Annotated in this window: 22 protein-coding genes; 19 read left to right on the top strand and 3 right to left on the bottom strand. The window is 44.3% G+C overall.

The window, feature by feature from the left end:
- The first annotated feature begins 139 nt into the window (after positions 1-139).
- On the top strand, positions 140-1,189 hold the full coding sequence (locus tag KYK27_RS06995; protein WP_199109338.1) for a M23 family metallopeptidase: 1,050 nt from the start codon (positions 140-142) through the stop codon (positions 1,187-1,189).
- A gap of 10 nt (positions 1,190-1,199) precedes the next feature.
- Complete coding sequence (bshB1, locus tag KYK27_RS06990) at positions 1,200-1,919, top strand: bacillithiol biosynthesis deacetylase BshB1 (RefSeq protein ID WP_199109337.1); 720 nt, start codon at positions 1,200-1,202, stop codon at positions 1,917-1,919.
- Between the two features lie 72 nt (positions 1,920-1,991).
- On the opposite strand, the gene accC is transcribed toward bshB1, so the two are convergent.
- Positions 1,992-3,491: an acetyl-CoA carboxylase biotin carboxylase subunit gene (gene accC / locus KYK27_RS06985; protein ID WP_199109336.1), complete on the bottom strand. Its 1,500-nt coding sequence runs from the start codon at positions 3,489-3,491 to the stop codon at positions 1,992-1,994.
- Positions 3,492-3,702: 211 nt separating this feature from the next.
- Here accC and KYK27_RS06980 point away from each other — a divergent pair, with 211 nt between their 5' ends.
- Both KYK27_RS06980 and KYK27_RS06975 read left to right on the top strand, forming a co-directional pair.
- Positions 3,703-4,941 carry an aminotransferase class I/II-fold pyridoxal phosphate-dependent enzyme gene (locus KYK27_RS06980; protein WP_199109335.1) on the top strand — a complete coding sequence of 413 codons (1,239 nt, stop codon included), beginning with the start codon at positions 3,703-3,705 and terminating at the stop codon, positions 4,939-4,941.
- A 106-nt stretch (positions 4,942-5,047) separates the two neighbouring features.
- Positions 5,048-5,239, top strand: a complete 192-nt coding sequence (locus KYK27_RS06975) for a histone H1 (protein ID WP_162426269.1) — start codon at positions 5,048-5,050, stop codon at positions 5,237-5,239.
- Between the two features lie 78 nt (positions 5,240-5,317).
- On the opposite strand, the gene tyrS is transcribed toward KYK27_RS06975, so the two are convergent.
- Entirely contained in the window at positions 5,318-6,622 is a 1,305-nt protein-coding gene (gene tyrS, locus KYK27_RS06970) for a tyrosine--tRNA ligase (protein ID WP_199109334.1), read from the bottom strand.
- 215 nt (positions 6,623-6,837) lie between these two features.
- Here tyrS and KYK27_RS06965 point away from each other — a divergent pair, with 215 nt between their 5' ends.
- From KYK27_RS06965 to trmB, 10 genes are all read left to right on the top strand, one after another.
- Positions 6,838-7,527 (top strand): hypothetical protein, encoded by a 690-nt coding sequence (locus KYK27_RS06965; RefSeq protein ID WP_199109333.1) that lies wholly within the window; start codon positions 6,838-6,840, stop codon positions 7,525-7,527.
- Between the two features lie 71 nt (positions 7,528-7,598).
- Positions 7,599-8,645, top strand: a complete 1,047-nt coding sequence (gene holA, locus KYK27_RS06960) for a DNA polymerase III subunit delta (protein ID WP_199109332.1) — start codon at positions 7,599-7,601, stop codon at positions 8,643-8,645.
- Between the two features lie 219 nt (positions 8,646-8,864).
- Entirely contained in the window at positions 8,865-11,921 is a 3,057-nt protein-coding gene (locus tag KYK27_RS06955) for a tetratricopeptide repeat protein (RefSeq protein ID WP_199109331.1), read from the top strand.
- Between the two features lie 29 nt (positions 11,922-11,950).
- The gene (locus tag KYK27_RS06950; RefSeq protein ID WP_199109330.1) at positions 11,951-13,639 is read left to right on the top strand and encodes a hypothetical protein; all 1,689 of its coding nucleotides are present in this window, start codon (positions 11,951-11,953) and stop codon (positions 13,637-13,639) included.
- Between the two features lie 6 nt (positions 13,640-13,645).
- Positions 13,646-14,776, top strand: a complete 1,131-nt coding sequence (locus KYK27_RS06945) for an SPOR domain-containing protein (RefSeq protein ID WP_199109329.1) — start codon at positions 13,646-13,648, stop codon at positions 14,774-14,776.
- A gap of 1 nt (position 14,777) precedes the next feature.
- Positions 14,778-15,485 (top strand): MotA/TolQ/ExbB proton channel family protein, encoded by a 708-nt coding sequence (locus tag KYK27_RS06940; RefSeq protein WP_199109328.1) that lies wholly within the window; start codon positions 14,778-14,780, stop codon positions 15,483-15,485.
- Between the two features lie 2 nt (positions 15,486-15,487).
- Entirely contained in the window at positions 15,488-15,889 is a 402-nt protein-coding gene (locus KYK27_RS06935) for an ExbD/TolR family protein (RefSeq protein WP_199109327.1), read from the top strand.
- A gap of 14 nt (positions 15,890-15,903) precedes the next feature.
- On the top strand, positions 15,904-16,782 hold the full coding sequence (locus KYK27_RS06930; protein WP_199109326.1) for a hypothetical protein: 879 nt from the start codon (positions 15,904-15,906) through the stop codon (positions 16,780-16,782).
- A gap of 53 nt (positions 16,783-16,835) precedes the next feature.
- A complete protein-coding gene (locus tag KYK27_RS06925; RefSeq protein ID WP_246594257.1) occupies positions 16,836-18,083 on the top strand; it encodes a bifunctional folylpolyglutamate synthase/dihydrofolate synthase in 1,248 nt (415 codons plus the stop codon).
- Positions 18,084-18,086: 3 nt separating this feature from the next.
- The gene (trmB, locus tag KYK27_RS06920; RefSeq protein ID WP_199109324.1) at positions 18,087-18,749 is read left to right on the top strand and encodes a tRNA (guanosine(46)-N7)-methyltransferase TrmB; all 663 of its coding nucleotides are present in this window, start codon (positions 18,087-18,089) and stop codon (positions 18,747-18,749) included.
- Positions 18,750-18,963: 214 nt separating this feature from the next.
- Here the strand turns inward: trmB and KYK27_RS06915 are convergent, their stop codons facing one another.
- Complete coding sequence (locus KYK27_RS06915; RefSeq protein ID WP_199109323.1) at positions 18,964-19,584, bottom strand: hypothetical protein; 621 nt, start codon at positions 19,582-19,584, stop codon at positions 18,964-18,966.
- 217 nt (positions 19,585-19,801) lie between these two features.
- Between KYK27_RS06915 and mnmA the strand changes: the two genes are divergently transcribed.
- From mnmA to KYK27_RS06890, 5 genes are all read left to right on the top strand, one after another.
- Positions 19,802-20,932 (top strand): tRNA 2-thiouridine(34) synthase MnmA, encoded by a 1,131-nt coding sequence (gene mnmA, locus KYK27_RS06910; protein ID WP_199109322.1) that lies wholly within the window; start codon positions 19,802-19,804, stop codon positions 20,930-20,932.
- Complete coding sequence (locus KYK27_RS06905) at positions 20,929-21,660, top strand: hypothetical protein (RefSeq protein WP_199109321.1); 732 nt, start codon at positions 20,929-20,931, stop codon at positions 21,658-21,660. The genes mnmA and KYK27_RS06905 overlap by 4 nt, the downstream gene beginning before the upstream one ends.
- 4 nt (positions 21,661-21,664) lie before the next feature.
- The gene (locus KYK27_RS06900; protein ID WP_199109320.1) at positions 21,665-23,311 is read left to right on the top strand and encodes a S8 family serine peptidase; all 1,647 of its coding nucleotides are present in this window, start codon (positions 21,665-21,667) and stop codon (positions 23,309-23,311) included.
- A gap of 69 nt (positions 23,312-23,380) precedes the next feature.
- On the top strand, positions 23,381-24,037 hold the full coding sequence (gene rpe, locus KYK27_RS06895) for a ribulose-phosphate 3-epimerase (RefSeq protein WP_199109319.1): 657 nt from the start codon (positions 23,381-23,383) through the stop codon (positions 24,035-24,037).
- Between the two features lie 11 nt (positions 24,038-24,048).
- Positions 24,049-26,481: a TonB-dependent receptor gene (locus tag KYK27_RS06890; RefSeq protein WP_199109318.1), complete on the top strand. Its 2,433-nt coding sequence runs from the start codon at positions 24,049-24,051 to the stop codon at positions 26,479-26,481.
- Positions 26,482-26,529: the final 48 nt, after the last annotated feature.

Genomic DNA, 26,529 nt, shown 5'->3' with positions numbered 1-26,529 from the left:
AAATTAATAGTATGTGCTTCTCCTGTTTGCACTTAATTTTAGTTAAGCCTGTTGGAGAGGTTACAATAAATTGGCTTTGATGTAGTTTATGTATGCGGACAGCACAACTATAACTCCCCGAATGCCTAATTAAAAAGCAATGCCAAAGTTTAAAAGTCCCTTATCAGTTGTACTCTTTTTGTTGTGTATGCTTTGCCTGGCGCAAGGTGCAACTGCACAAAAGAAAGCAAAAGACCTGTTTAAGGTTAAATCGCCCAAAATTCAGTACGTTCGCCCGGATACAACTATACTTATAGAGTATGAGGAGTTTGATGACGAAAATTCTGATGCCGGAAAATCGATCAATTTCAGTCCTAAAAAGGAGCTATCTATAGTTAGCGAAGATACCACAGAGCTTGATCTTGGTCAGCAGCATATAGTTGAGGTATCGGATGAGGTACTGATCGATTCTACCTGGATCAGGATAGCCGGTTATTATGCTATCTGGGATACGCGTAACATTAACCCTTACCGGATGGATGCGCGCCAGTTGAAAGATACGGTGGAAGTACAGTTATATGACCCTCGTTCGAATCGCAACTATAAGATGCCTTTGGAGAAAACACCTGTTACCAGTCATTTCGGGCACAGAGGATACCGTTGGCATTTTGGTACTGATATAGATTTGGATACAGGTGACAGTATTTTTGCTGCCTTTGATGGGGTAGTACGCATTAACAAATGGGATGGAAGCGGTTATGGTAACTACATAGTTGTACGTCACTATAATGGACTGGAAACTTTGTATGGGCACATGAGCAAAGCAATTGCCAAGCCTGGCCAGTTTGTAAAAGCAGGAGAGATGATCGGTTTGGGTGGCAGCACAGGACGGAGTTCCGGGCCACACCTTCACTACGAAGTGCGCTACCAGGGTAATCCCATAGATCCTGAATATCTTTATGACTTTCCGGATTACCTTCTGAAAGGGCAGAATTTTCAGATAACCTCTGCACTGTTTAACTATTATAACAAAAGCAAGAGCAGTTCTTCCAACAGTGGCCGCAGATCTTATTACCATACCATCAGAAAAGGAGATACATTATCAGGTATAGCTAAAAAGTATGGTGTAACAGCTTCCCAGGTTGCTAAACTTAATGGAATGAGCACACGTTCAACGCTGCGTGTAGGTAAGAGATTACGCGTTAGGTAACTATAACAAAATGAAACTAGATATACTTATTTTTGCTGCACACCCCGATGATGCAGAACTGGGCTGTTCCGGAACTATAGTTGCGCATATTGCCGCCTGTAAAAAAGTAGGTATAGTTGACCTGACAAGAGGTGAACTGGGAACTCGGGGTACACCTGAAACCCGTGCCGCCGAAGCGAAAGCTGCTTCTGAAATTTTAGGCCTGTCGGTGCGGGATAACCTTGATTTAGCTGATGGTTTTTTTGTAAATGATAAAGTACATCAGTTAAAGGTTGTTGAAAAAATACGTCAGTACAAACCGGAACTGGTCATTATGAACGCTATTCATGACCGTCATCCCGATCATGCAAAAGGTTCGAAGCTGGTATCTGAGTCATGCTTCCTGTCTGGCCTTAAAATGATTGAAACCACCGGGCCTGATGGGGAGAAGCAGGAAGCCTGGAGACCGAAAGCTGTATACCATTACATACAAGACCGTTACATCAAGCCTGATGTTATAGTTGATATAACACCTTTCTGGGAAAAGAAGCTGGAAAGTATCCGTGCCTTTAAATCGCAGTTTTACAACCCCGCAGATTCTTCGGAAAACACTTATATCTCATCGCCAGAGTTTATGGAGTTTCTGGAAGCAAGAGCTAAAGAGTTTGGCCACGCAATAGGAGTAACGTATGGCGAAGGTTTTACAGTGGAGCGCCACATAGGCGTGAAAAACTTATTCGACCTGATTTAATAACTACAAACTATAAAAAGAAAGGGCGCTATACTAACTATAGCGCCCTTTCTTTTTATAGTTAATTCTTAATTACGTTCTGTTCTTTCTCCAATTAGAAGTTATCGTTGCATTTGTGGCAGCTGCGTTATCTGCTATAGTTGGTTTCTGTTTCTGCATCAGCATAGCTGCCAAAGCTACCGCTATAATTTCGGCTTCTTCCGTTGGCTTCGGTTTAAGATCTTCTGCCGAAAAATAACGCTCTATGAATTTTGTGTCGAAGTTGCCGCTTACGAAGGCCTCATGGTTTAAAACAAATTTACCAAACGGCAGTGTCGTTTCAATTCCAGTGATCTGGTACTCATCAATGGCACGCAGCATTTTTTCAATGGCTTCCTGTCGGTCTTTACCAAAGGTTACCAGCTTCGCGATCATCGGGTCATAGTAGATCGGAATGTCCATGCCTTGTTCAAAGCCATCATCCACGCGCACACCTAACCCCTGAGGGCGCTTATACGTTTCAAGGCGCCCGATGTCTGGAAGGAAGTTATTTGCCGGATCTTCTGCGTAAACGCGCAACTCAAGTGCATGTCCGTTTATAGTTAAGTCTTCCTGACGGAAACCGAGTACTTTGCCTTCTGCAATCTGTATCTGCTCGCGAACAAGGTCCAGGCCGGTAATTTGCTCTGTTACCGGGTGCTCTACCTGCAGGCGGGTATTCATCTCTAAAAAGTAGAAATTCAGATTCTCATCTACGAGGAACTCAACTGTACCGGCTCCTACATAATCGCAGGCTTTGGCTACATTTACCGCACAGCGGCCCATTTCATCCCGCAACGCAGGGGTAAGAACTGCAGATGGCGCTTCCTCGATCACTTTCTGGTGGCGGCGCTGAATGGAACACTCACGTTCGAACAGGTGCACAATATTTCCGTGCGTATCGCCCAGCACCTGTATTTCGATGTGACGCGGTGAACCGATGTATTTCTCAATAAAAACAGAACCATCGCCAAAAGCAGAAGTTGCTTCGCTTACTGCCAGTTGCATCTGCTCTTCAAAAACCTCCACACTATCCACTACACGCATCCCTTTACCACCACCACCGGCGCTTGCTTTAATAAGTATCGGGAAACCGATCTTTTGTGCGATCAGTTTAGCTTCTTCCACATCGGTAATAGCGTATTCGGTACCGGGTACCATCGGGATATTGTACTTGGCAACTGCAGCTTTCGCGGCCAGTTTGCTACCCATCAGTTCTATGGCTTCCGGCGACGGACCTATAAAGATAAGACCAGCTTCTTCCACTGCTTTTGCAAAACCGGCATTTTCAGAGAGGAAACCGTAGCCAGGGTGTATCGCATCAACATTCAGTTTTTTACAGACATCTATAATAACGTCGCCACGCAGGTATGATTCATTAGATTTTGGTCCGCCTACGCAAACTGCTTCGTCTGCGAAACGTACGTGTAGTGCGTTGCGGTCGGCTTCGCTGTAAACAGCAACCGTTTTAATGCCCATTTCTTTAGCGGTACGCATTACACGCAGCGCAATTTCACCTCTGTTAGCAACTAAAAGCTTATTTATTTTTTTCATGCCGGAGCTATAGTTATTCTATAGTTCAAAGAAACGGCTTTGCAGCCAAACTTAAAAATCATATATTTAAAAAAGGCTTATACAGCAAAGGATTACATTGTATTTGATAGCGTAAAAAGTTAAATTTGCGCAGCTTTATGCAAAAATTCGTATCAATGCATATAAAGCGTCTTTAGACAGAAAATATCCCGATAACTTAATTATTACTCAAGTGGATTTATTTGAAAAACTGTTGACCAATAGAGGTCCATTAGGTAGCCACTCTCATTATGCGCATGGTTACTTTACTTTTCCGAAGCTGGAAGGCGAGATAGCCCCCCGTATGAAGTTCAGAGGTAAAGATGTTCTTACCTGGAGTCTGAACAATTACCTGGGTCTTGCTAACCACCCGGAAGTTCGCAAAGCAGATGCTGAAGCGGCGGCAGAGTGGGGTATGGCGTATCCGATGGGTGCTCGTATTATGTCTGGTAACTCTAACCTGCACGAGCAGCTGGAGTCTGAGCTGGCTGAATTCGTTCAGAAGCCGGATGCATTGCTACTGAACTTTGGTTATCAGGGTGTAGTATCGATCATAGATGCGCTGGTTGACCGCCACGATGTTATCGTTTACGATGCGGAATCGCATGCCTGTATTATTGACGGTTTACGTCTGCACCAGGGCAAGCGCTTTGTGTATGCACACAACGACATGGCCAGCCTTGAAAAGCAGTTAGAGCGTGCAACACGCTGGGCTGAGAACACAGGTGGTGCGCTACTTGTAATAACAGAAGGTGTTTTTGGTATGTCTGGTAACCTGGGCAGCCTGGACAAAGTGGTAGCCCTTAAAGAGAAATTCAACTTCCGTCTGTTTGTAGATGATGCCCACGGTTTTGGAACAATGGGTAAAACAGGTGCTGGTACTGGTGAGCATTTAGGTTGCCAGGATGGTATCGATGTTTACTTCTCTACGTTTGCTAAATCTATGGCAAGCATCGGTGCGTTTGTAGCCGCTGATGAGCAGGTAGTAGAATACCTTCGCTATAACATGCGTTCGCAGATCTTCGCTAAGTCTTTGCCAATGCCGTTGGTAGTTGGTGCACTTAAGCGTTTAGAGTTACTACGCACACAGCCACAACTGAAGGAGCAACTATGGACAGTAGTAAATGCACTTCAGTCTGGTTTACGTGAAAAAGGCTTTAACATCGGTACAACAACTTCGCCGGTAACACCTGTTTTCCTGAACGGTCAGATACCTGATGCGACACAGTTAACGCTTGATCTTCGCGAAAACTTCAATATTTTCTGCTCTATCGTAGTTTATCCTGTTGTTCCTAAAGATGTGATCATGCTGCGTCTTATCCCGACTGCTGCACACACCCTGGACGATGTAAAAGAGACGATTGATGCGTTTGAGAAAATTGCACAAAAATTGGACAAAGGCTTGTACTCTAAGTCGCAGGTTACCGCCTAGTTTGCTGTAGGGGCATATATTAAATTTTCTTAATTTTTGCTTCTTATTACTAAATGTGTATATTAGAGTTATTAAACCAAATGTTTCACTATAACAAATAGCTCTAATGAACAACAACTTTAGCAAACTGAGAGACCTAGTTATGTCGCTTGAATCTGATTTCGAAAAGTTCTACGACAAAAACAACGCAGCTGCAGGTACACGTGTACGTAAAGGTATGCAGGATCTTAAAAACATGGCACAGGACATCCGTAAGGAAGTTCAGGACATGAAAAACAGCACTGCTGATCAGAAATAGTCATCAGACAGCATACTGAAAATAAAAAAGGTGAACTGAAAAGTTCACCTTTTTTATTTGTAACTAACTATAAATAAGTTAGTTGACTGTAATTAAATAATAGTTTTTCTTACCCTTCTGTACTACCAGGTATCTCTCCTGCAGTAATTCAAAATTTACAGCTTCATCAGGGCTCTGCACTTTCTGACGGTTCACGCTCACGCCGCCATTCTTGATCATGCGCTTCGCTTCACCCTTCGACTCGAAAACCTGGCCGCCTGTAACATCAGAAAGCAGATCGCTTACAGTTTGTGCTTCAGCATACGTATTTTTGCTAACTTCAATCTGTGGCACTCCCTCGAACACACTTAGCAAAATATCTTCTTTCAGGCCTTTTAGCGTCTCTAAATCGCCTTTTCCAAATAAAATTTCTGACGCATCTATAGCTGCATTATAGTCTTCTTCAGAGTGTACACGAATTGTAACATCTTTAGCTAAGGCTTTTTGTAAGACGCGTAGGTGAGGAGCCTGTTTGTGCTCTTCTGTCAGACGTTCAATTTCATCTTGAGGTAGTAATGTATATACTTTTATCAGCTTTTCCGCTTCCTCATCCGACAGGTTTAGCCAGAACTGGTAAAACTTATAAGGTGAAGTCAGCGTAGCGTTCAGCCAGATATTTCCGCCTTCCGATTTACCGAACTTGGTACCATCCGATTTTGTCACCAGTTTACCAACCAGGGCAAACGCTTTACCGCCATCCATTCTGCGGATAAGTTCTGTACCTGTAGTAATGTTACCCCACTGGTCAGAGGCTCCCATCTGTAATCTTACACCCTTGTTCTTATACAAATGATAGAAGTCGTAGCCCTGAATCAACTGGTAAGAGAACTCAGTAAACGATAAGCCTTCGGCACGGTCGCCTTCTTCATCAGCGCTGATTCGTTTCTTAACTGAATCTTTGGCCATCATATAGTTTACTGTCAGGTGCTTGCCAACTTCACGCAGGAATCCCAGGAAACTGAATTCTTTGAACCAGTCGTAATTGTTTACGATTTCGGCAGAGTTTGCACCGGCGTTAAAATCCAGGAATTTCTCCAGCTGTGCCTTTATGCCTTCCTGATTTGCGCGCAGGGTTGTCTCGTCTAACAGATTTCGTTCTGCTGATTTGCCCGATGGATCGCCGATCATACCGGTAGCACCACCAACCAGGGCAACAGGTTTATGGCCTGCACGCTGCAGGTGTACCAGCAACATAATAGTAGCCAGGTTACCGATGTGTAAAGAGCTTGCTGTCGGGTCGAAGCCAATATAGCCGGTCGTCATGCCGGATGCCAGTTGTTCTTCGGTTCCGGGCATGAAATCGTGGAGCATGCCTCTCCATCTTAATTCTTCTATCAGGTTCATTTATACTTCCGTCTTTCTGTAAAGGGCAAATATAAAAAAGAGTTGGCAGTATGTGTGTCTAAATTCAGTAAGAACTGATTCCTCCGGAACTATAGTTTAGGCTAGCATTTCAAATAGCCGCTCAATAGCTACCATTGCTACTTGTAAATCCGTATTACTATTTAAAGTTATATTGTTTCTATAGTAAGGTGGGTGTTGCAGGCGGGTTTACAAAAATGAGAAAGGTCAGGTTATCCGGAGCAGAGTATTTCATTTTCATTATGGTAGTCATCCATAGTATAGTTGGCATCTATAGTTTTAACTATAATCCCACATTTTTTGAAGCTTATACCAGCGAAGATGGCTACATAGAGAACATGACCGCATTTTCATTACTCCTGATCTCGATATTTTTTGTGTTTGCAGCGGCAAGGAATAAAGGTTTTGTTCGTTTTGCACTAGCGGTTGTTGCGCTCGTTTTCATTTTCGGAAGTGGCGAAGAGATTTCGTGGGGACAACGATTATTCAGTTACCAGACTCCGGTTGAGCTGAAAGAAGTAAACACCCAGGGAGAATTTAATTTACATAACATGAAAGTGGAGGGAGTTAAGCTGAATAAACTGATCTTTAGCACCGGTATGTACTCCGCCATCTTCATTTATTTTCTGGGGCTGCCTTTACTTTACAACTATAGTTCAGCTTTCCGGAATTGGAAGTTCGCCCTGATGCCGGTTCCTAAGCTAGTGTGGGGTATGCTTTACCTTTTTAGTTTTATGTTGCCACTGTTCATATCGCACGGCAAGGCGTGGGAACTGCAGGAGTTTACGTTTGCCATTTTCCTGCTATCGTCTTATTTCTATCAGCAAAACCCGAAGTTTGATGAAATCGTGGCCCGGCATAAAGCTAACTATAGTTTGGCTGGCTAATAATCACAACTTATCCTTTCATTTTAGCGCTGATGCCTTAATTTTGTGTAGGCAAATCCTTTTCCGCGCGCATGGCCCATACACCCGAAAGTATTTTAGAACAACTTCAGAAACGCAACTTTGCTCCTGTCTACTTTCTGCAGGGAGACGAACCCTTTTACATCGACCAGATCTCGGACTATATTGAGGCAAATGCCTTACAGGAACACGAAAAAGGGTTTAACCAGGTGGTGGTCTATGGTAAGGATGTGGATGTTGCTACTGTGCTGCTGCAGGCAAAGCGTTTTCCGATGATGGCGGATCGTTCGGTTGTTATAGTTAAGGAAGCACAAAGCATACTCGATATAGAGAAGGAAGATGGAGCTAAGCAACTGGAAGCCTATCTTAAAAACCCTTTACCATCTACAATACTGGTTTTTGCCTATAAGCATAAGACACTTGATGGCCGAAAGGCGCTCTCGAAGGCATTTGCACAGCACTCGGTGATGCTGACCACCAAAAAACTTTACGACAACCAGGTGCCTGCCTGGGTTAACAATTACCTGAAAACAAAGAATATTAAAGCGACGCCTCAGGCGGTGCTGCACTTAAGTGAGTTCATTGGTTCTGACCTGAGCCGCTTAGCGAATGAAATAGATAAGTTACTGCTGAACCTGAAGCCCGGCCAAACTATAGATGAGAAGGTAGTTCTTGAGAATGTCGGCATAAGTAAAGAATACAACATATTTGAATTACAGGCTGCCATCATTGCCCAGGATGTGTTAAAGGCTAACCGTATAATTAACTATTTCGAGGCCAATCCGAAGAACAATCCGCTCATTCCTAACATTGGTATGCTGTTTTCGTTTTTCACGAAGTTACTGAGCCTCCACGCAGCTGCTGATAAATCGGAAGCCGGCCTTAAAAAGCTTCTGGGGCAGCAGGCCTGGAAACTAAAGGAGTTTCAGCATGCCATGCGGGTTTACCCAATTGCCCGCGTTGTAGATATCATCCATTATATAAGAGAAGCCGACCTGCAATCGAAAGGTATAAGCGGAGGCGATATGAGCGAAGCAGATACGTTACGGGAACTGATGTTTAAGATACTACATCCGGTGCCTAAAACACTGGCCATTTAATTTTTTAATTTTGCACAATATTTAAGCCTGTCCGAGCATTGTATATGGGTAAACCTATATTTTGTGGTGATTGCAAACAGGTAAATGCAGCTACAGAAAGGCAGCTCGTTAAAATTTATTAACTTTGAATGAAGTGGCACGTAAATTTCGCCATTCATGCTTTACCAGAAATAAAAAACGAATAAGCCTGGCTTTGCCGGGCCGTTTTATGAACATACTATGAAGATAGCGTACAAAATTGCACTGGCATCTGTGCTGGCGGGGGGCTCACATGTGGTAGTTGCTCAAAACACGCAAGTGTTTACTTCTCAGGAGAAATATTTCCATGAAGGGCTGGAACTGTTTGACCGTGAAAAGTATGGTGCTGCCCAGGAAGCTTTCCGTAAATACATTAAACTGATTGGTGACGATGCCAAAACAGCCGATGCACAGTATTACTACGCCCTGAGCGGTTTGTACCTGCTACACCCGGATGCAGAGCAATTGATCCTGAATTTTGCTAAGAATTACCCGGCTCACCCTAAAACGGCGCTTGCCAACTATGAGCTCGGTTTATATTACTTCGAACAGAAGGATTATAAAAAGGTAGTTGACCTGCTAAAACAGGCGCCTACGCATTTGCTGAGCATCAAGCAGAATAAAGAGCTGGAGTTTAAGCTGGGCTATTCCTATTTCGCAACAAAAGATTTTGCGAACGCTAAAACCTACTTCGATAAGAATAAGACCACCGGATTTCGTGAAGAGGAGCACCGCTTTGCTTATGCTTCTAACTACTATTCCGGTTATATCTCTTACCGCAACGGAGACTACGCTGCTGCCAAAGAGGATCTGAAAATAGCAGAGAAGAATGATGCGTATGCCCAGATCGTGCCTTATATGATCACAGAGATACTTTATAAGGAAAACGATGTGTATGAAGTGATCCGATATGGTGAGGCCGCCCTTGCACGCACACCAAAAGTACAACAGTCTGATGAGATAGCCTTACTGGTAGGTGATGCTTATTACCAGCGCGCAGATTACAAGACAGCCGATAAATATTTCGATCAGTACGCGAATGGCAAAAAATCACTGGATCCGGTAATTCAATATAAGATTGGTTTTACAGACTATAAGAACAACAATTATAAAGATGCTATAAATAACTTTAAAGCTGTTGCCCTTAAAAAGGATGCCTTGGGTCAGAATGCTGCTTACTACTTAGGATTAAGTTACCTGCGCGAAAACAACAAACAGTTTGCTTTAACAGCTTTCGACCAAGCACGCAAAAACGATCACGACAAAGATGTAACTGAAGCTGCTACGCTGAAATATGCCCAGGTAAATTTTGAGCTTGGCAACTTCCGTGAGGTGATTGGTTCTCTTACAACATTCGGTAAAGATTACCCTGACTCTGATCAGGCGGCCGAAGCTGATAATTTGTTGAGCGAAGCTTACTTCAGTTCCAACAACTATCCTGAAGCTATTCGCCACATAGAGAGCATGCCGAAGAAAAGCTGGAAGATCTTACAGACCTATCAGCGTGTAACTTACCTGCATGGTGTTAACCTATTTAATGAAGCTAAGTTTCCTGCTGCAGTTGCCATGCTCGATAAGTCGCTTCAGTATCCATATGATAAAGAGGTTACGGCTGCCACCCATTTTGTGAAAGGTGAGGCTTTCTCTGTTGGCCAGCGTTACCAGGATGCCATAAACAGTTATGCTGCCGTATTCCGCAACACATCTGCCGGCCAGTCAGATTATTACCTGAAGTCGCGCTACGGAATTGGCTATGCCTACTATAACACCAAGCAGTACGATAAAGCGCTGCCACATTTCAAGGCCTTTGTTGATGGTACCAAGCCAAGCAATCCGAACCATTTCGATGCTATGCTACGCCTTGCCGACCTGTATTATGTAAGCAAGAACTATAAGCAGGCCGGTGATCTGTATGACAAAGTAATTGCGTCTAACTCTCCTGATAAAGATTATGCGTATTTCCAGCGCGGTGTATTAGCCGGTATTACAGGCAATAAAGCGCAGGCTGAACAAAACCTGAAGCAGGTGCTGAACGAATTCCCGCAATCGCGCTATGCCGATGATGCCCAATACCAGGCTGCAGTGCTTGATTTTGAGGCTGGCAACTATAGCCAGGCTGTGACAGGTTTCAGTACACTGATCAATTCAGGCTCTACAAGCAAGCTTATTCCTAATGCCTTACACAAACGCGGGCAGGCATACGCCAACCAGGGCAAGCACAACGAGGCCATACAGGATTACAAGCGCGTACTCGATGATTTCCCGGCTTCTAAAATTGCCAGTGGTGCTCTTTATAGTTTACAGGAGTCTTTGGCTGCACAGAACCGTAGCGAAGAGTTTGATACTTACCTGGCTAAATACAAAGCCAATAACCCTGAGAGTACAGCTCTAGAAAGCATTGAATTTGAAGCTGCTAAAACACTTTATTTCAATGAGAAATACGAGCAGGCCGCAGTTAAACTGGAAGCTTATTTAGCGGCTTACCCTAAGAGCCCGTTCGTGTTTGATGCCCGTTACTTCCTGGCAGATTCTTACCTGCGTGAAAACGAGACCCAGCGAGGGCTGCAGCGCATGAAGGAAGTAATTGCCGAGAACAAATCGGAATATGTGAACCGTGCAATACAGAAAGTGGCCAACCTTGAGTTTGAAGCAAAGAACTATACGGAAGCCATTAAGTACTATAGTCGTCTGCGCGATGTAGCCGCAAACCGTAAGGAGCAGCAAAATGCCCTGACCGGTTTAATGATGAGCTATTATAATACAAATGACTATGCGAACAGCAAGCGCATCGCTAGCGAACTGATAAGCCAGGGCAATGCGGCACTTAATGCTTATAACACGGCGCTGCTTTATAAAGCTAAGTCAACGTACGCGCAGGGTAACCTAGCGCAGGCGCTGACAGAATTTAAGGAAGCTGCCGCCGCAGCAGCTGACGTACATGGTGCGGAAGCGCAGTACTTGGTAGCTGAGATCCTGTATAAGCAGAAGAAATATAAGGAGTCGCTGGATGAGGCCTTTGCCTTTAACAACAAGTTCTCGAGCCACGATTACTGGTTAGGTAAAACATTCCTGCTGATTGCCGATAATTATGTGGCACAGAATGAGCTGTTCCAGGCAAAAGCTACCCTAAACTCTATTATTGAAGGCTCTCCGGTAGAAGAAGTTGTGGCAGAAGCCAAACAGAAGCTGGAAAAGCTGAATGGAGGTAAAGGTGGCGCTGATACTACCAATGTAGGCAACGGTGGTAAGCAGAAGTAACATACAGTATAAGACAGAGAAGCATCAAAATGAGAAATAAGATAAGAAAAGCATCGCTGGCCATTGTGTTGTGTGTTGGCTACGCATTTATGAATTCTGCTCAGGCCCAGAACAATGGCTGGGGCGAAGGAGCAAAGCTGGAAGATGCCGAAGTAGTAGTAGAGAAGAACCGCGTAATCGAGTTGCCGAACGCAGCCCGTAACTTCGAGAAGTTTAAAGTAGAGCCGCCGGCGGTAGCCGATCGTAATGTGCGATACCGCTTCGAGGATTACCGCTTACCATCGCAGGACATTGAGTTGCAGATGCGCGTGCTGACTATAAAGCAGGATGAACTGACCAAACTATACGGTAATTACCTGAAAGCCGGCTTTGGCAACTATGCTACGCTGTATCTGAAAGGTTATTTCCATAACAAGCGTTCTGAAACATCATCGTTTGGTGCCAACTTCAGTCATGTTGGTTCTGCCCGTGGTCCGGAGGTTAAAGACCAGGCTGCTGTATCGAACAGCAGCATCGGTGTACATGGCGAGCGTTATTTACCTGGGTTTACCATTGGTGGTCGTTTAGGTTATGAGCGCGATAAAAACCATTTTTACGGTTATGCGCCAAGCCTGCAGAATGAAGATGACAAAGACACTACCAAGCAGATCTTCAACCGTATACTGGCCAACGGTTACCTTCATAACCAGACCTCAGAATCACCTTTCCTTTATAAAGCAGGTGTAAAGCTAAACTACCTGAACGATCGCTACGACATGAGCGAAGCGAACATTGCACTGAACCTGAACTCAGAATATACCATTGATGAGATCTCCGGATTTAAAGTGGATGCCGACCTGTCGTTTGTATCGCATAAAGATTCGAGCAGTGTGTCGCGTACGTTCTTTAAGCTGAACCCAAGCTACGAGCGCCAGTTTGGTGCAGCACGCATTACGCTAGGTGCAAACGTGGCTTATACCGGCGACGAAGTGAATGATGCACGCCAGTTCAATATCTATCCGCAATTCAGAATAGGAGTAGAGCCTATTAAAGATAACCTCTTGATTTATGCTGGTTTAGGTGGTGATCTGCAAAGAGTAACTTTATATGAGCTTACAAAGGAGAACCCATGGATCGCTCCGAATGTAGAGGTAGCTGATATTAATAAAGGACTTGAGGTTTATGGCGGTTTTTCGGCTAACTTATCAAACTATGTGCACCTGACAGGTCGCGTAGCTTACCAGAATTACCGTAACCTGTACTTCTATAACAACTCCAGAACTGATTCTACCAAGTTTGACCTGGTATATGATGACGGTGTGACAAATGTTTTAAATATTTATTCGGAAGCTGTATTCGACTATATAGATGAAGTTCGTCTTGGTTTAAAGCTTGATTATAACAAATATAACACAGCTTCTTTAGACCATCCCTTCCATCGTCCGGAGCTGATGACGAGCATTTTTGCTACCTATAACTTCTACGATAAGATTCTCTTTAATTCAGAACTTTACTATATTGGGAGTTCTTTCGGGCGTGTATACAGACCAGACGGCTCTTTTGTAACGCGTGAGACAGACAACATTATAGACCTAAATCTGAAAGCGGACTATAAATTTACAAATACCTTTACCGTGTTCCTGATGGCGAATAATATATTAGGAAATAAATACGAAAGGTTTGTAAATTACCCCGTGAAGAGTATAAACGTGATAGGAGGCGTTACCTATTCCTTTTAGTAACCTATGGTAGCAAAGCACATAAAGTCCTTGCTCTATGAACACGACTGTGTCATCATCCCGGGATTTGGCGGGTTGATAACCCGTTATGTACCAGCAGTGGTGCATCCGGTAAAACACACCATTACACCACCATCCAAGCGGGTGGCATTTAACGAAAAGTTGGTCTTAACCGATGGTCTGCTCATCAACACGATTGCCTACTATAATGGCATTACGGCAGTTGAGGCGCAGCAAATGGTTGCAGCTTTCGTTACACAGGCCAATAACCAGCTAAAAACCGATAACCGTTTTGAATTAAGCGATATTGGTATTTTCAGGTATAATGCTGCACATCGTCTGGAGTTTGAGTACAAGGCCGGAGATAACCTGCTGGAAGCTAGTTTTGGTTTACCGGAGATCTCTGCAAGACCAGTTCGTGCAGAAGAATCGGTAGTATTGCGTTCGCTGCAGAACAAGCGCGCGCAGGATATTCCGCAAAATGGCACTAAGTTTAAGCGTCGCTTACGACGGGTTTATAGTACAGCTGCCGGTTTGATAATTGCCGGATTAACCGGATCTGCATTGTACCTGCTTTCCTTACAAACAGAATATAATCTCAGCAGTCTTAATCCTTTAGCTCAGTTTAACAACGCAACTATAAATAACCAGGCTACAGCTTCGGATTACACGGCAGACTATGTACCGGTTACCGAAGAAGAGCGTCTAGCCACTTATCAGAATCTTTTACTTAATGCCGGAATTGCAACCGACCTGGAAGCGGATTTTATAGCTTCTACTTCTGAAATTAACGATTCTACCTGGCAACATGAAAGTGCTGCTTTAGCTGAAACTACAGAAGGTGTAGCAGATCAGGTAGTTGAGGAAGAAGCTATAGTTGAGCCTGTACTAACTATCACTGAAAAAACAGGACGCTTTTATATTATAACGGGGGGCTATTCCCGTTTACAGAATGCCGAAACAGGCCGCGATGATGTTCGCGAAAATGGCCATGATGGCAAAGTGCTAACACCTTTAAGAGGTAGCCGCCTTTTCCGCGTATCTGCTGCTGATTTTGCAACAGCCGAAGAAGCGCAGGCTGCCATGAACGAATACAGAAAAACTTACGGAAATTCCATCTGGGTACTCAATAATTAACATGACATCACTCTTATTACAAATTACTACCGGAGCTCCTGCCGATACAACTGCGCTTGCTGAAGGTGCTCAAGCTGCTAGCGAAACTTCTGTTTCTTTAATTGACCTGACTCTGGCAGGTGGATGGGCAATGTACCCACTTGCATTACTTTCGTTGGCTGCCGTTTACATTTTTGTTGAGCGCTATCTTACCTTGAAGAAAGCAGCTAAAAACCCTGAAGGCTTTAACGACCGCATTAAAAGTATGGTATTGGCCGGCGACATTAATGGTGCAAAAATGCTATGTGCCCAAACTAACACGCCAGTAGCCCGAATGCTGTCTAAAGGTATCAGCCGTATAGGTAACCCGCTTAAGAATATCGAGACATCTATAGAAAACGTAGGTAAGATAGAGATCAGCAGGCTGGAACGTAATCTGGCTGGTTTGGCAACTATAGCCGGTGCGGCGCCAATGCTTGGTTTCCTGGGTACTGTAACTGGTATGATCCAGGCCTTCATCGCTATTGCACAGGCTGAAGGTTCTATTAGTCCAAAGCTGCTTTCCGGCGGTATTTATGAAGCGATGGTAACTACGGCAGCTGGTCTTATTATCGGACTTCCTGCTTATGTAGGCTATAACTACCTGGTAAGCAAGATCGATAACATTGTGCATTCTATGGAATACTCTTCTATCGAGTTCCTAGATCTGTTACAAGAACCACAATTATAAGCATGAATTTACGCTCTAAAAACAGGATAAACCCAGAGTTTAATATGTCGTCTATGACGGACATTATTTTCCTGCTGCTTATCTTTTTTATGCTTACATCAAACTTTGTTACGCCTTCCGGTTTACCAGTAAGTCTGCCTTCCAGCAAGTCTTCTAACATCGTAATGCAGAAGATAAGTGTAACTATAACCTCTGACCTGCGCTACGCTTTGAATGATCAGCCGATAGCTATTGAGAACCTGGAGCCACAATTGGCAGCACTTTTGCAGGGAACCCAGGAAGGAGAAGGGGTCGTAGTACTACATGTAGACAAGTCGGTGCCGGTTGAGCATCTTGCAAGAGTTGCAGGTATTGCCTCGAACCTTAAAGCAAAAGTTACATTGGCTACATTGCCAACAGAGTAAGTATAAATAGAATTATGTCAGTAGCCTTATCAAAAGAAGAAGAAAAGAATAAACGTATTGCCGCTGGTACCAGTGTGGCGGTACATATTATTCTGCTTCTGCTTTTAATTTATATAATGGCTTGGAAAGCTCCGGGAGAACCTGCAGCAGAAATTGGTATTGAGCTGAACTACGGTTTGGATGATGTAGGTAGTGGTGATGTACAAACAATGGCTACGCCAAACGAGTCGAAGAATGTAGAAGACAGCAAGCCTGCTCCAACACAACCCGATGCTCGTCCGGAGCCAAAGCCAACAGTACAGCCAACTCCGCCTACACCCGTAGAAACACCAAAAGTACAGACTACTACAGCGGATGCACCGGTTTCGGTGAAAGAAGATGTTAAACCACAGCCAAAGCCGCAGCCTAAAGAAGAAGTGGTTAAGAAAGAGCCTGAAAAGCCAAAAGCACTTTATCCGGGCAAGCCTACAACTACAGCGGGCACCGGCAAAAGCGGCACATCTGACGAAACTACAGGTAATAACAACGGCGATAACCCGGGAACAGTAGGTGATAAAGGTAGTCCGGATGGTAAACTGGATGCGAAAGCGCTCTACGGTAAATCTGGCGGCGGCGGTGGTGGTTCATTGAATATGGCCGGATGGGGTTGGGGAGATATTCCAAAACCTCGCGACACCTCCAGCGAAACAGGTAAAGTTGTTATCAGGATTAAGATCAGCCCGGATGGCGTAGTTGAAAATGCCGTTGTTGTTGAATCTACTGTTTCATCACAGGTTGCAGAGATCTATAGAATGGAAGTATTTAAGAAAGCGACTTTTGTACGCCTGGGCGGAAACACAGAATATTCTAAAGGAGCCACAGGTTTAATAACTTACACGATAAAAGAAAGATAGTCCGTCTAATGACCTATCAGGAAGTTTTAGATTACTTATACCAGCAATTGCCGATGTTTCAACGCATCGGCAATGCTGCTTTTAAGAAGTCCCTCGACAACATCATCACGCTATGTGATGCGCTTGGAAACCCGCAACATAACTATAAAACCGTACATGTAGCCGGTACAAACGGTAAAGGTAGCAGCTCGCATATGCTGGCTGCGGTCTTGCAGGAGGCTGGCTATAAAACTGGTCTTTACACCTCTCCACACTTAAAGTCCTTTACAGAACGCGTTCGCGTAAACGGCGCAGAATTATCTCAGCAATACCTGATTGATTTTGTAGCGAACTATAAATCATTGTTTGAGGAAGTGCAGCCGTCGTTTTTCGAGATGACAGTCGCGCTTGCTTTCAAATACTTTGCTGATGAGAACGTTGATGTAGCGGTTATAGAAGTTGGATTAGGTGGCAGACTGGATTCAACTAACATCATCACACCTGAGGCATCCCTTATTACCAATATCGGGTTTGATCATCAGAACTTATTAGGCAATACCTTACAGGAAATAGCAGGAGAAAAAGCAGGTATCATCAAGCCTTGCGTTCCGGCAACTATAAGTTTAAAACAACCCGATATCGAAAATGTGTTCCGGGAGAAAGCTGCTGCTGTAAATGCCCCTTTATATTTTGCTACTGATAACTATAGTGTAGTGCTAAAGAGCCATACCCTAGAGCAACAGGTTTTTGATGTTTACAAGCAAGGCGAACTATACTTACCGGAACTAAAGCTCGATCTTACCGGAATTTACCAGCGTTACAATCTGTCTGGTGTTTTGCAAACTATAGCTTTACTTACAGAGCGTGGCTTTACCATTACAGAAGAAGCAATCAGAAACGGGCTGGCAAATACCAAACAATTAACTGGACTAAAGGGGAGATGGCAGGTGCTAAATTATAGCCCGTTAACTATTTGTGATACTGGTCATAACGCGGATGGAATTAATCAGATACTTACACAGTTACATAGCCTGCAGCCAAAGCAGGTACATTTTGTATTTGGGGCGGTAAACGATAAAGATGTAACCACCATTCTGGTAATGCTGCCTAAAAACTATAGTTACTACTTTTGCCAGGCAACTATACCACGCGCTTTACCGGTTGCTGAATTACAACAGAAGGCTGATTTAGTAGGTTTAAAAGGCAAAAGCTATCCTACAGTAGCAGAGGCAATAAAAGCAGCCAAGGAAAATGCAGCTACGGATGAGGTTATTTTTATTGGCGGCAGTACCTTTGTGGTGGCAGAGATTGAAGAACTATAAATAATGAGCAGATCGAAATTAGCGAAATTCGCAACTATAGCTGAGCGTGACAACGTGGTGCAGGATGGTGATGAAAAATATGGGAAGCTGGCAGGCAAGTGGCGTTCAGAGCATTTTGGCAACAATAACCCGATCGTGCTGGAAATTGGCTGTGGCCGTGGCGAATACACGGTTGGTATGGCTCGACTGCACCCTGAAAAGAATTTTATAGGTATCGATATTAAAGGAAACCGTATCTGGAAAGGTAGTTCGCTGGCAGTTGAGGAAGGACTGGAAAATGTAGCTTTCCTTCGCACGTTCATCGAGACAGTGTCGGACCACTTTGCGGAAGGTGAAGTAGATGAGATCTGGATCACGTTCCCGGACCCGCGTCCGAAAGACCGTGACATCAAGCGCCGCCTTACGTCACCACGTTTCCAGGAGATGTATAAGTTTATGCTGAAACACGATGGTATCATCCACCTTAAAACCGATAACCAACCCTTGTTCGATTATACCCTGGAAGTATTGCAGGACCGAAAAATAAAGCACCTGGTATCCACCACCGACCTTTATAGTTCAGACCTGCAGGAACATACCATGGGCATCTACACAACCTATGAAAAACGTTACCTGAGCGAGGGAATTGCTATTAAATACCTGCAATACAAGCCGGTGAAAGATTAGTTTAGGAGTTTGTGAGTTAGAGAGTTTAGGAGTCAAAAGCTTAGATACACTTTTTAAACTGTAGATTTAATAAGAAACGCCTGCTGATTTATAGTCAGCAGGCGTTTTGTTTTGTAGTTATAGTTAGAAATTAAAATACAAGTACAGAAATGATACTTAGAGTTTCTACATTTTTACTTCCTAACTCCTAAATTCTTTAACTCCTAAACTATAATTAGTTTTCCAACTCCTCAAATATGTCCTGGAACTCGTCGAAGTTTTTGTAGCCGGGGCGAATTTCCTGGCCGCCTTGTAAGCCGATACCGGTTGGCTTAACATTATTTACGATAGGCGTAACGTTCTCTTTGTGCAGGCCAAAGCCGATGTAAACCTTGTGCTTTTTAGAAACTTCACACAGCAGCTTTTCATTGGTATCGTCTATGCTATTAAAGTCAGTAGAGTAGATGATGAAGCTGTCTACAAAAGGGCTGTACAGGTCCATCATTTCCAGCAGTTCGCTTACAACGGTATCTTTATTAATAAAGACTTTCTGAATAACCGGGCGGTTGATCTCTTCAATTTCATCGATCAGGTAAGGTGTATCCAGCTGGATGAGGTCTAAGTTAAACTCATCCGCCATTTCATTTATGATCTCCGGTTTTGCTCTTTCGAACTCGCCGGCCAGTTTAACGCCAGATACCCAGCCTGTTATCTCTTTCAGGGTTTGCGGCTGAACGCGGTTCGGGTCATCCAACTTCAGGTTAAAACCGATCACATCAACTCCCATGCCGGCACAATAGCGTGCATCGCTCAGGTTATTTACTCCATTTACTATTACTGAGGTACGTAAGCCCATAATATATTTTACTTAAACTATAAGTTTGCTCTTCTGTTATACTTTCAAGTGCCAAAGTAAGCCCGATTAGGTTTTCAAAGCAACAATTTTCAGTTAATACTGTTGTTTGCAGAGTTGTACGGCTCCAATATTAGCTTTACTGAAATCTTTATTACTGCCGGGTTGTTGCTATATTTGTATCAGAATTTATTGACGAATTTTTTAGTACCTTATATACATGAGTAAATTAGGAAGGGTTTTAGTTGCCATGAGCGGCGGTATCGATAGTTCTGTGGCGGCAGTTATGTTGCACGAGCAGGGCTACGAAGTGGTTGGTATGACCATGAAAACCTGGGATTATGCCTCAAGCGGCGGTAGCAAAAAAGAAACCGGCTGCTGCTCCCTCGATTCTATCAACGATGCCCGTAACATAGCCGTTCAGCTTGGTTTCCCGCATTATATTATTGATATCCGTGAAGAGTTCGGTGATTTTGTGATCAACCATTTTACGGATGAGTACATGGCTGGCCGTACGCCAAACCCGTGCGTGCTTTGCAATACCCACATTAAATGGGATGCTTTGCTGCGCCGTGCCGACCAACTGGGCTGCGATTTTATTGCGACAGGCCACTATGCCAACATCCGTGAAGAAAACGGCCGTTACGTGATCTCTAAAGGGCTGGACGAAAACAAAGATCAGTCATACGCGCTTTGGGGAATTTCGCAAAAGAGCCTGGCCCGAACTATTTTCCCATTGGGTAATCTCCGCAAAACCGAGATTCGCCAGATGGCTCTGGACCGTGGCTTTACGGAACTGGTTAACAAACCGGAGTCTTATGAGATATGCTTCATTCCTGACAACGATTACCGTGGTTTCCTGAAGCGCCGCATTGAAGGGTTGGAAGAGCAGGTTGCCGGTGGTGAGTTTGTACTGGAAGACGGAACTATAGTTGGTACCCACGAAGGTTATCCGTTCTATACCATTGGTCAGCGTAAAGGCCTGGGTGTAGCGCTTGGATTCCCGGCTTACGTTACCCGCATCGAGAAAGAGAATAACCGTGTAATTTTAGGTAACTTCGAAGACCTGGCTAAAAATGCCATGACGGTGGGGAAACTGAACATGGTGAAGTATGACAACCTGATAGACAGACCTATACCAACTATAACCAAAGTGCGTTACAACGATTCGGGCACCGAAGCTATAGTGGAACAGGAAGGTGATAAAATGAAAGTACATTTCCTACATGGCGTGCATGCGATTGCGCCTGGTCAGGCTGCCGTTTTTTATGAAGGCAATGATGTAGTTGGTGGTGGCTGGATTGAAACAAACTATAACCTCGATTATACTTTAGACGTTCTGCCATCATGATCAGAAATTTGTTGTGCTGGGTAGTACTGGCTTTTGTTGTGGTTAGCTGCGACAAAAGCTATGTTACACCCGATCCTGTTGCCCGGGGGCTAAACTTTTACCCCTTAGAAGTCGGCGATTACCGGATCTATAATGTTAAAGACATTAAATACCAGCACAACGAACCTACCGAGCTCAACTTTCAGATGCGCGAGTGGGTTGTTGATTCGTTTATGGACCAGACCAATACCCTTACCTATAAGATCATCCGCTCTATTAGGCCAAATGCTGAAAGCCAATGGGAAGATGATTCAGTGATGACGGTAACCAAAAACCAGAGTATGGTGATTCTCACCAAGGATAATACGAGATATGTAAAGCTTGTTTTTCCGGTTGAGGAAGGTAAAACATGGCTTGGAGATATGTATAACGACCATGATATTGTTGATGATCCAAACCCTAACATAAGTAAGGAAACATACACATATAAGTCTCTGGATCAACCTTTCGAAGTAGGTAATTTATCTTTTGAGAAAACAGTTGTAGTGGAACAAGGTTCTCAAGGTTTGTTTAATTCTAAACTAAGTGATGGGATTGAAGTTTATGCAAGAGGTGTAGGACGAGTATACCGTTTATTTGATCGTAAGGTCTACGAAGATTGTTCTCCAGAATATTGTCCTCAAGGTGAAGGTTACATTCTGGATGGTCATAAAAGGGAGGAAGTTTTAATAGAACACGGCAAACTATAGGCATATGCAGAGACTTATACTTCTAACGCTTTTCCTGTTTTGCTTTGGCAGCTTGTATGCCCAGCAGGCAGAGCCAAAGAAGTACCTTGTTTACCTTTCCGATAAAACTAACACACCTTATACTACTCAGCAGCCGGAGCAATTCCTGAGCGAAAAAGCTATTTCTCGCCGGCAACGCCAGCAAATTCCTGTCACTACCCGCGACCTTCCCGTTAACCCTGCTTATATACAAACTATAAAAGGCACCGGTGTCGAGGTTTGGTACACATCCCGTTGGTTTAATGCCGTTGTTGTAAAAGGATCAATAGAACAACTGGCCCAGGTGAATGGGTTACCATTTGTAAAAAGCTCCCGTTCCCTGAATAAATTATCGGGTCCTACTTCTGATGGGACCTTATCTTTAAAAAATACTCCAGGTAATACTTCCGAGAACTTAACTTCACTGTTAGCGCCAGGCGATTATGGATTGGCTTATCACCAAGCCAATATGCTGGGGGCAACTGATCTGCATGATGCCGGCTACCACGGCGAAGGAATGACCATTGCTGTGTTGGACGCAGGTTTCCCGGGCGTAAATACAATTCCTGCTTTTGAACATCTTTTTCAGAACAACCAAGTGAGTGGTACCTTTGATTTTGTAACCAGAACTGAAAACGTTTACGGTGCTAATTCCCATGGTACATCTGTGCTTTCCACGATGGCGGCTTACTTGCCAGGCAAAATGATCGGGACTGCTTATAAAGCAAGCTATATCTTACTGCGTACGGAAGATGCACCTACAGAACATAACATTGAAGAAGTAAACTGGCTTGTTGCAGCAGAATATGCCGATAGCGCCGGGGCTGATGTCATCAGCTCTTCCTTAGGGTACACAGTTTTTGATGCACCATCGGTGAGCTATAGTTACGACCAGATGGATGGAAACACAACTATAGTTGCCAGAGCCGCTGATTTTGCCGCTTCCACTGGTATATTAGTTGTAACCAGCGCAGGAAACGATGGAAATAAACCCTGGAAATTCATCTCTTCGCCGGCTGATGCAGATTCGGTGCTCACAGTTGGAGCCGTTGATTCACTGGGTGTAGTAGCTGCGTTTAGTTCGCGTGGGCCAACAGCAGATGGGCGTATTAAACCTGATGTAGTTGCGCTTGGTGCAAATGCGTATGTTTTAAATGCATCCGGGAATGTAGTTAAAAGCAACGGTACTTCCTTTTCGGGACCAATAATGGCGGGCTTTGCAACTTCGTTGTGGCAGGCTAATCTCTCAAAAACCAATTACGAGATGATTCAGCTTATTCGTCAGTTAGGTAGCAAAGCCAATAATCCTGATAATTCGCTGGGTTATGGTATTCCAAACTATAAGCGTCTCGTTACAGGCTTGCCAACACCCGGTACAGAGGAAGGAATTGCTGTTATAAATCCGGTAACTGGTAACGAGCTGGTTTTATTCTTATCTGAGGACTGGCGAAAACAGCAGGGAGAACTACAGTTGATGGATGCTACCGGCAAACTAATACTGAAGAAAATGCTTCAGTCAAACCAGGAGCGACAAACGATAGATCTGCAAAAGCTGGCATTGCAAAAAGGCATTTACCTGTGTCGGGTTATATCCGGTGACCAGACCGCGACAGTGCGCTTCGTAAAACTATAGTTTAGCACACTGGAGCTTACCAGCACTATAAACTAAAACCTGTATCATAAAATTTATACCTTTGTCGGCATGAGACCACTAATCGCCCCATCTGTACTTGCTTCTGATTTTGCCAACCTGCAATCTGAAGTAGAAATGCTGAACAAAAGCCAGGCCGACTGGCTGCATATTGATATTATGGACGGCCGTTTTGTGCCGAATATTTCGTTCGGTTTCCCGGTGATGCAGGCCATTAAAAAGCACGCGCAAAAGCCAATGGATGTGCACCTGATGATCGTGGAGCCGGAACTATACATTGAGCAGTTTCGCGCAGCCGGTGCTGATGTTATCTCTGTTCACATCGAAGCCTGCAACCACCTGCACCGCACCATTCAGCAGATAAAAGCTACCGGAGCTAAGGCCGGCGTTGCTTTAAACCCGCATACTTCTGTAAACCTGCTGGACGATATTATTGCTGACCTGGATCTTGTTTGTATCATGTCGGTTAACCCTGGCTTTGGCGGTCAGAAATTTATAGAGAACACATATCGTAAAACAGAAGCTTTAAAAAACCTGATCATACAGCGTAATTCTCAGTCTCTTATCGAAATTGATGGTGGCGTAAATCAGCAGAATGCGCCTAAGCTTTTACAGAGCGGAGCAGATGTACTGGTAGCCGGCAGTTTTGTATTTACTGCCGAAGATCCTATCGCAACTATAGCTAACCTAAAGCAATCATCTAACTAATTTTTGCCCTGATGCTAAAATACCTTTCGGTGTGGTGTTTTTTGCTTTTGCCGCTGGGTGTTTTAGCACAACAGGGAACTATAAAAGGCACCGTTCGCACGCCGGAAAATAAGCCACTGGAACTGGCAACTATAGGTATTAAAGGCACAACTATAGGAACCCGGACTGATGCAGCAGGGGCGTTTAGTTTAACAGTTCCTGCGGGAAAACAGCTGGAGATAATTGTGCGTTATCTTGGTTATAAAGAACTGATCTACAAAGCTAAAGTAGCTAGTGGTGGAACTATAACTTTGAGTCTTATAGTTGAGCCAGATCCCAAACAACTTAATACCGTTGAAGTGCGGGGCAAGCAGGATGGCGATACGCGCGAGCAGGCCAGCACCACCAAACTTGACCCACGCCTGACCAAGAACCTGCCATCTGCCTACGGAGATTTTAACAAGATACTGGTTACCTTACCCGGCGTCAGCAGCAACAACGAACTCTCCAGTACTTATTCAGTGCGCGGTGGCAACTACGATGAGAACCTGGTGTATGTAAATGGCATCGAGATCTACCGCCCGTTCCTGATCAGTAATGCGCAACAGGAAGGTCTCAGCTTTGTAAACCCCGATCTGGTTGGCAATATTGAATTCTCTTCCGGTGGCTGGCAACCTAAATATGGTGATAAACTGTCGTCGGTACTTAGTATTGATTACAGGAAGCCCACTTCATTTGCTGCAACTATAACCGGCGGCTTAACCGGTGGCTCGGTGCACCTTGAAAATGCCTCCCGCAATAAAAAAATATCCTACCTGCTCGGTGTGCGTCATAAAAATGCACAATACATGTTACAGGGCCTGCAAACCGATGGCGATTATCAACCTAAGTTCTCTGATGCACAGGCTTATGTAACTATAGATTTAAGCAAAGGTCCAGAACCTACCGGCAAAACTACGCTGGGCATTCTTACCAGTTATGCGACAAACAATTACCTGGTTATTCCGGAGTCGAGGGTAACCACGTTTGGCACACGGCAGGTACCTCTCAGGCTTTTTGTTGGCTTCGATGGCCGCGAAAAAATGGACTACAACACCTACCAGGCTGGTGTAAACCTGGCGCATCAGTTTTCTGCCAACTATAGTTCAGAGCTTATGCTTTCCGGGGTGGAGTCAAGGGAGCGGGAATTTCGGGATATTGAGGCTGGCTACCGTATTTGCGAGATGGATAACAGCGGTAACTTTGAGGAATGCCAGATGGTGCTGGGTGTTGGCAGTGAGTTTAACCATGCCCGTAATGCGCTACTTGCCCGCGTACTCACAGCTGAGTTAAGAAATACCTGGCAGTTAAATCAGCGAAATAAACTGCAATTTGGTGTTAAAGCCGGGTTGGAGAAGATAGAAGATGAACTGGACGAATACGGTTTTGCTGATTCCTCAGACTACGTAACCCGGACCTATGCTTTACAATCTGAGCTTAACCTGAATTCGCAGCGCTACAATGCCTACCTGCAACATACCATTGACCTTGATTCTTTAAAAACACTAACTTATGGTGTAAGAGCAAGTTACTGGAACTATACCAACGAGTGGCTTTTATCGCCGAGGGTGCAGTATTCGTTTATCACTCGTCGTAATCCTGACCTGTCGTTTAAAGCGGCTCTTGGTGTGTATTACCAGCCACCTTTTTACCGCGAGCTTCGAGATTTTGATGGCGTGCTGAATCCGGACCTTAAAGCCCAAAGATCCATCCATGCTATAGTTGGCAGCGATTACCTGTTCAAAGCCTGGGACCGCGACTTTAAACTCACCTCCGAACTATACTATAAACACCTGACCAATGTAGTGCCTTACGATATCGATAACGTACGTCTGCGCTATTACGCCAAAAACAATGCAAAGGCTTATGCCGCCGGCTTTGATATGCGGGTGAACGGGGAGTTTATTAAAGGAGCGGAGTCGTGGTTGAGTTTAGGTTTGATGACCACCCGGGAAAATGTGGAAGGTGATTCAGTGAATGTATATGGCCCTGAAGGAATGGTAACAGGCCGGCAGGAGCAGGGCTATATTCGCAGGCCATCAGATCAGCTGGTTAATATCGGCGTATTTTTCCAGGACCATTTGCCTGATAACCCAACTATAAGAATGTACCTGAATCTGGTTTACGGAAGTGGGTTGCCCTTCGGGCCGCCTCGTCAGCCCGAGTTCCGAAGCGCATTTGCTGGCAAATCATACAAACGCGTTGACATAGGTTTCTCGAAGGTGCTTATATTGGAAAACGACCTTACTGATCAGAACAGGTTTTCACTGGAAAGCCTATGGATCGGGTTGGAAGTGCTGAATATTATAGATGCCAACAACCGGGTGTCTTACACTTATGTAAACGACATGAATGGCGTTACCTACGCTGTGCCCAATTACCTGACCGGTCGTCGTCTGAATCTCAGGTTTGTAGCTAAGTTTTAACTAAGTAACTATAAAAAAAGAGCCTTCATTTCTGAGGCTCTCTAGCTA

Source organism: Pontibacter populi (genome assembly GCF_019336435.1).
In the GTDB taxonomy this organism is placed as follows: Bacteria; Bacteroidota; Bacteroidia; order Cytophagales; family Hymenobacteraceae; genus Pontibacter; species Pontibacter humidus.
This window is presented reverse-complemented; position numbering and strand designations above follow the sequence as displayed.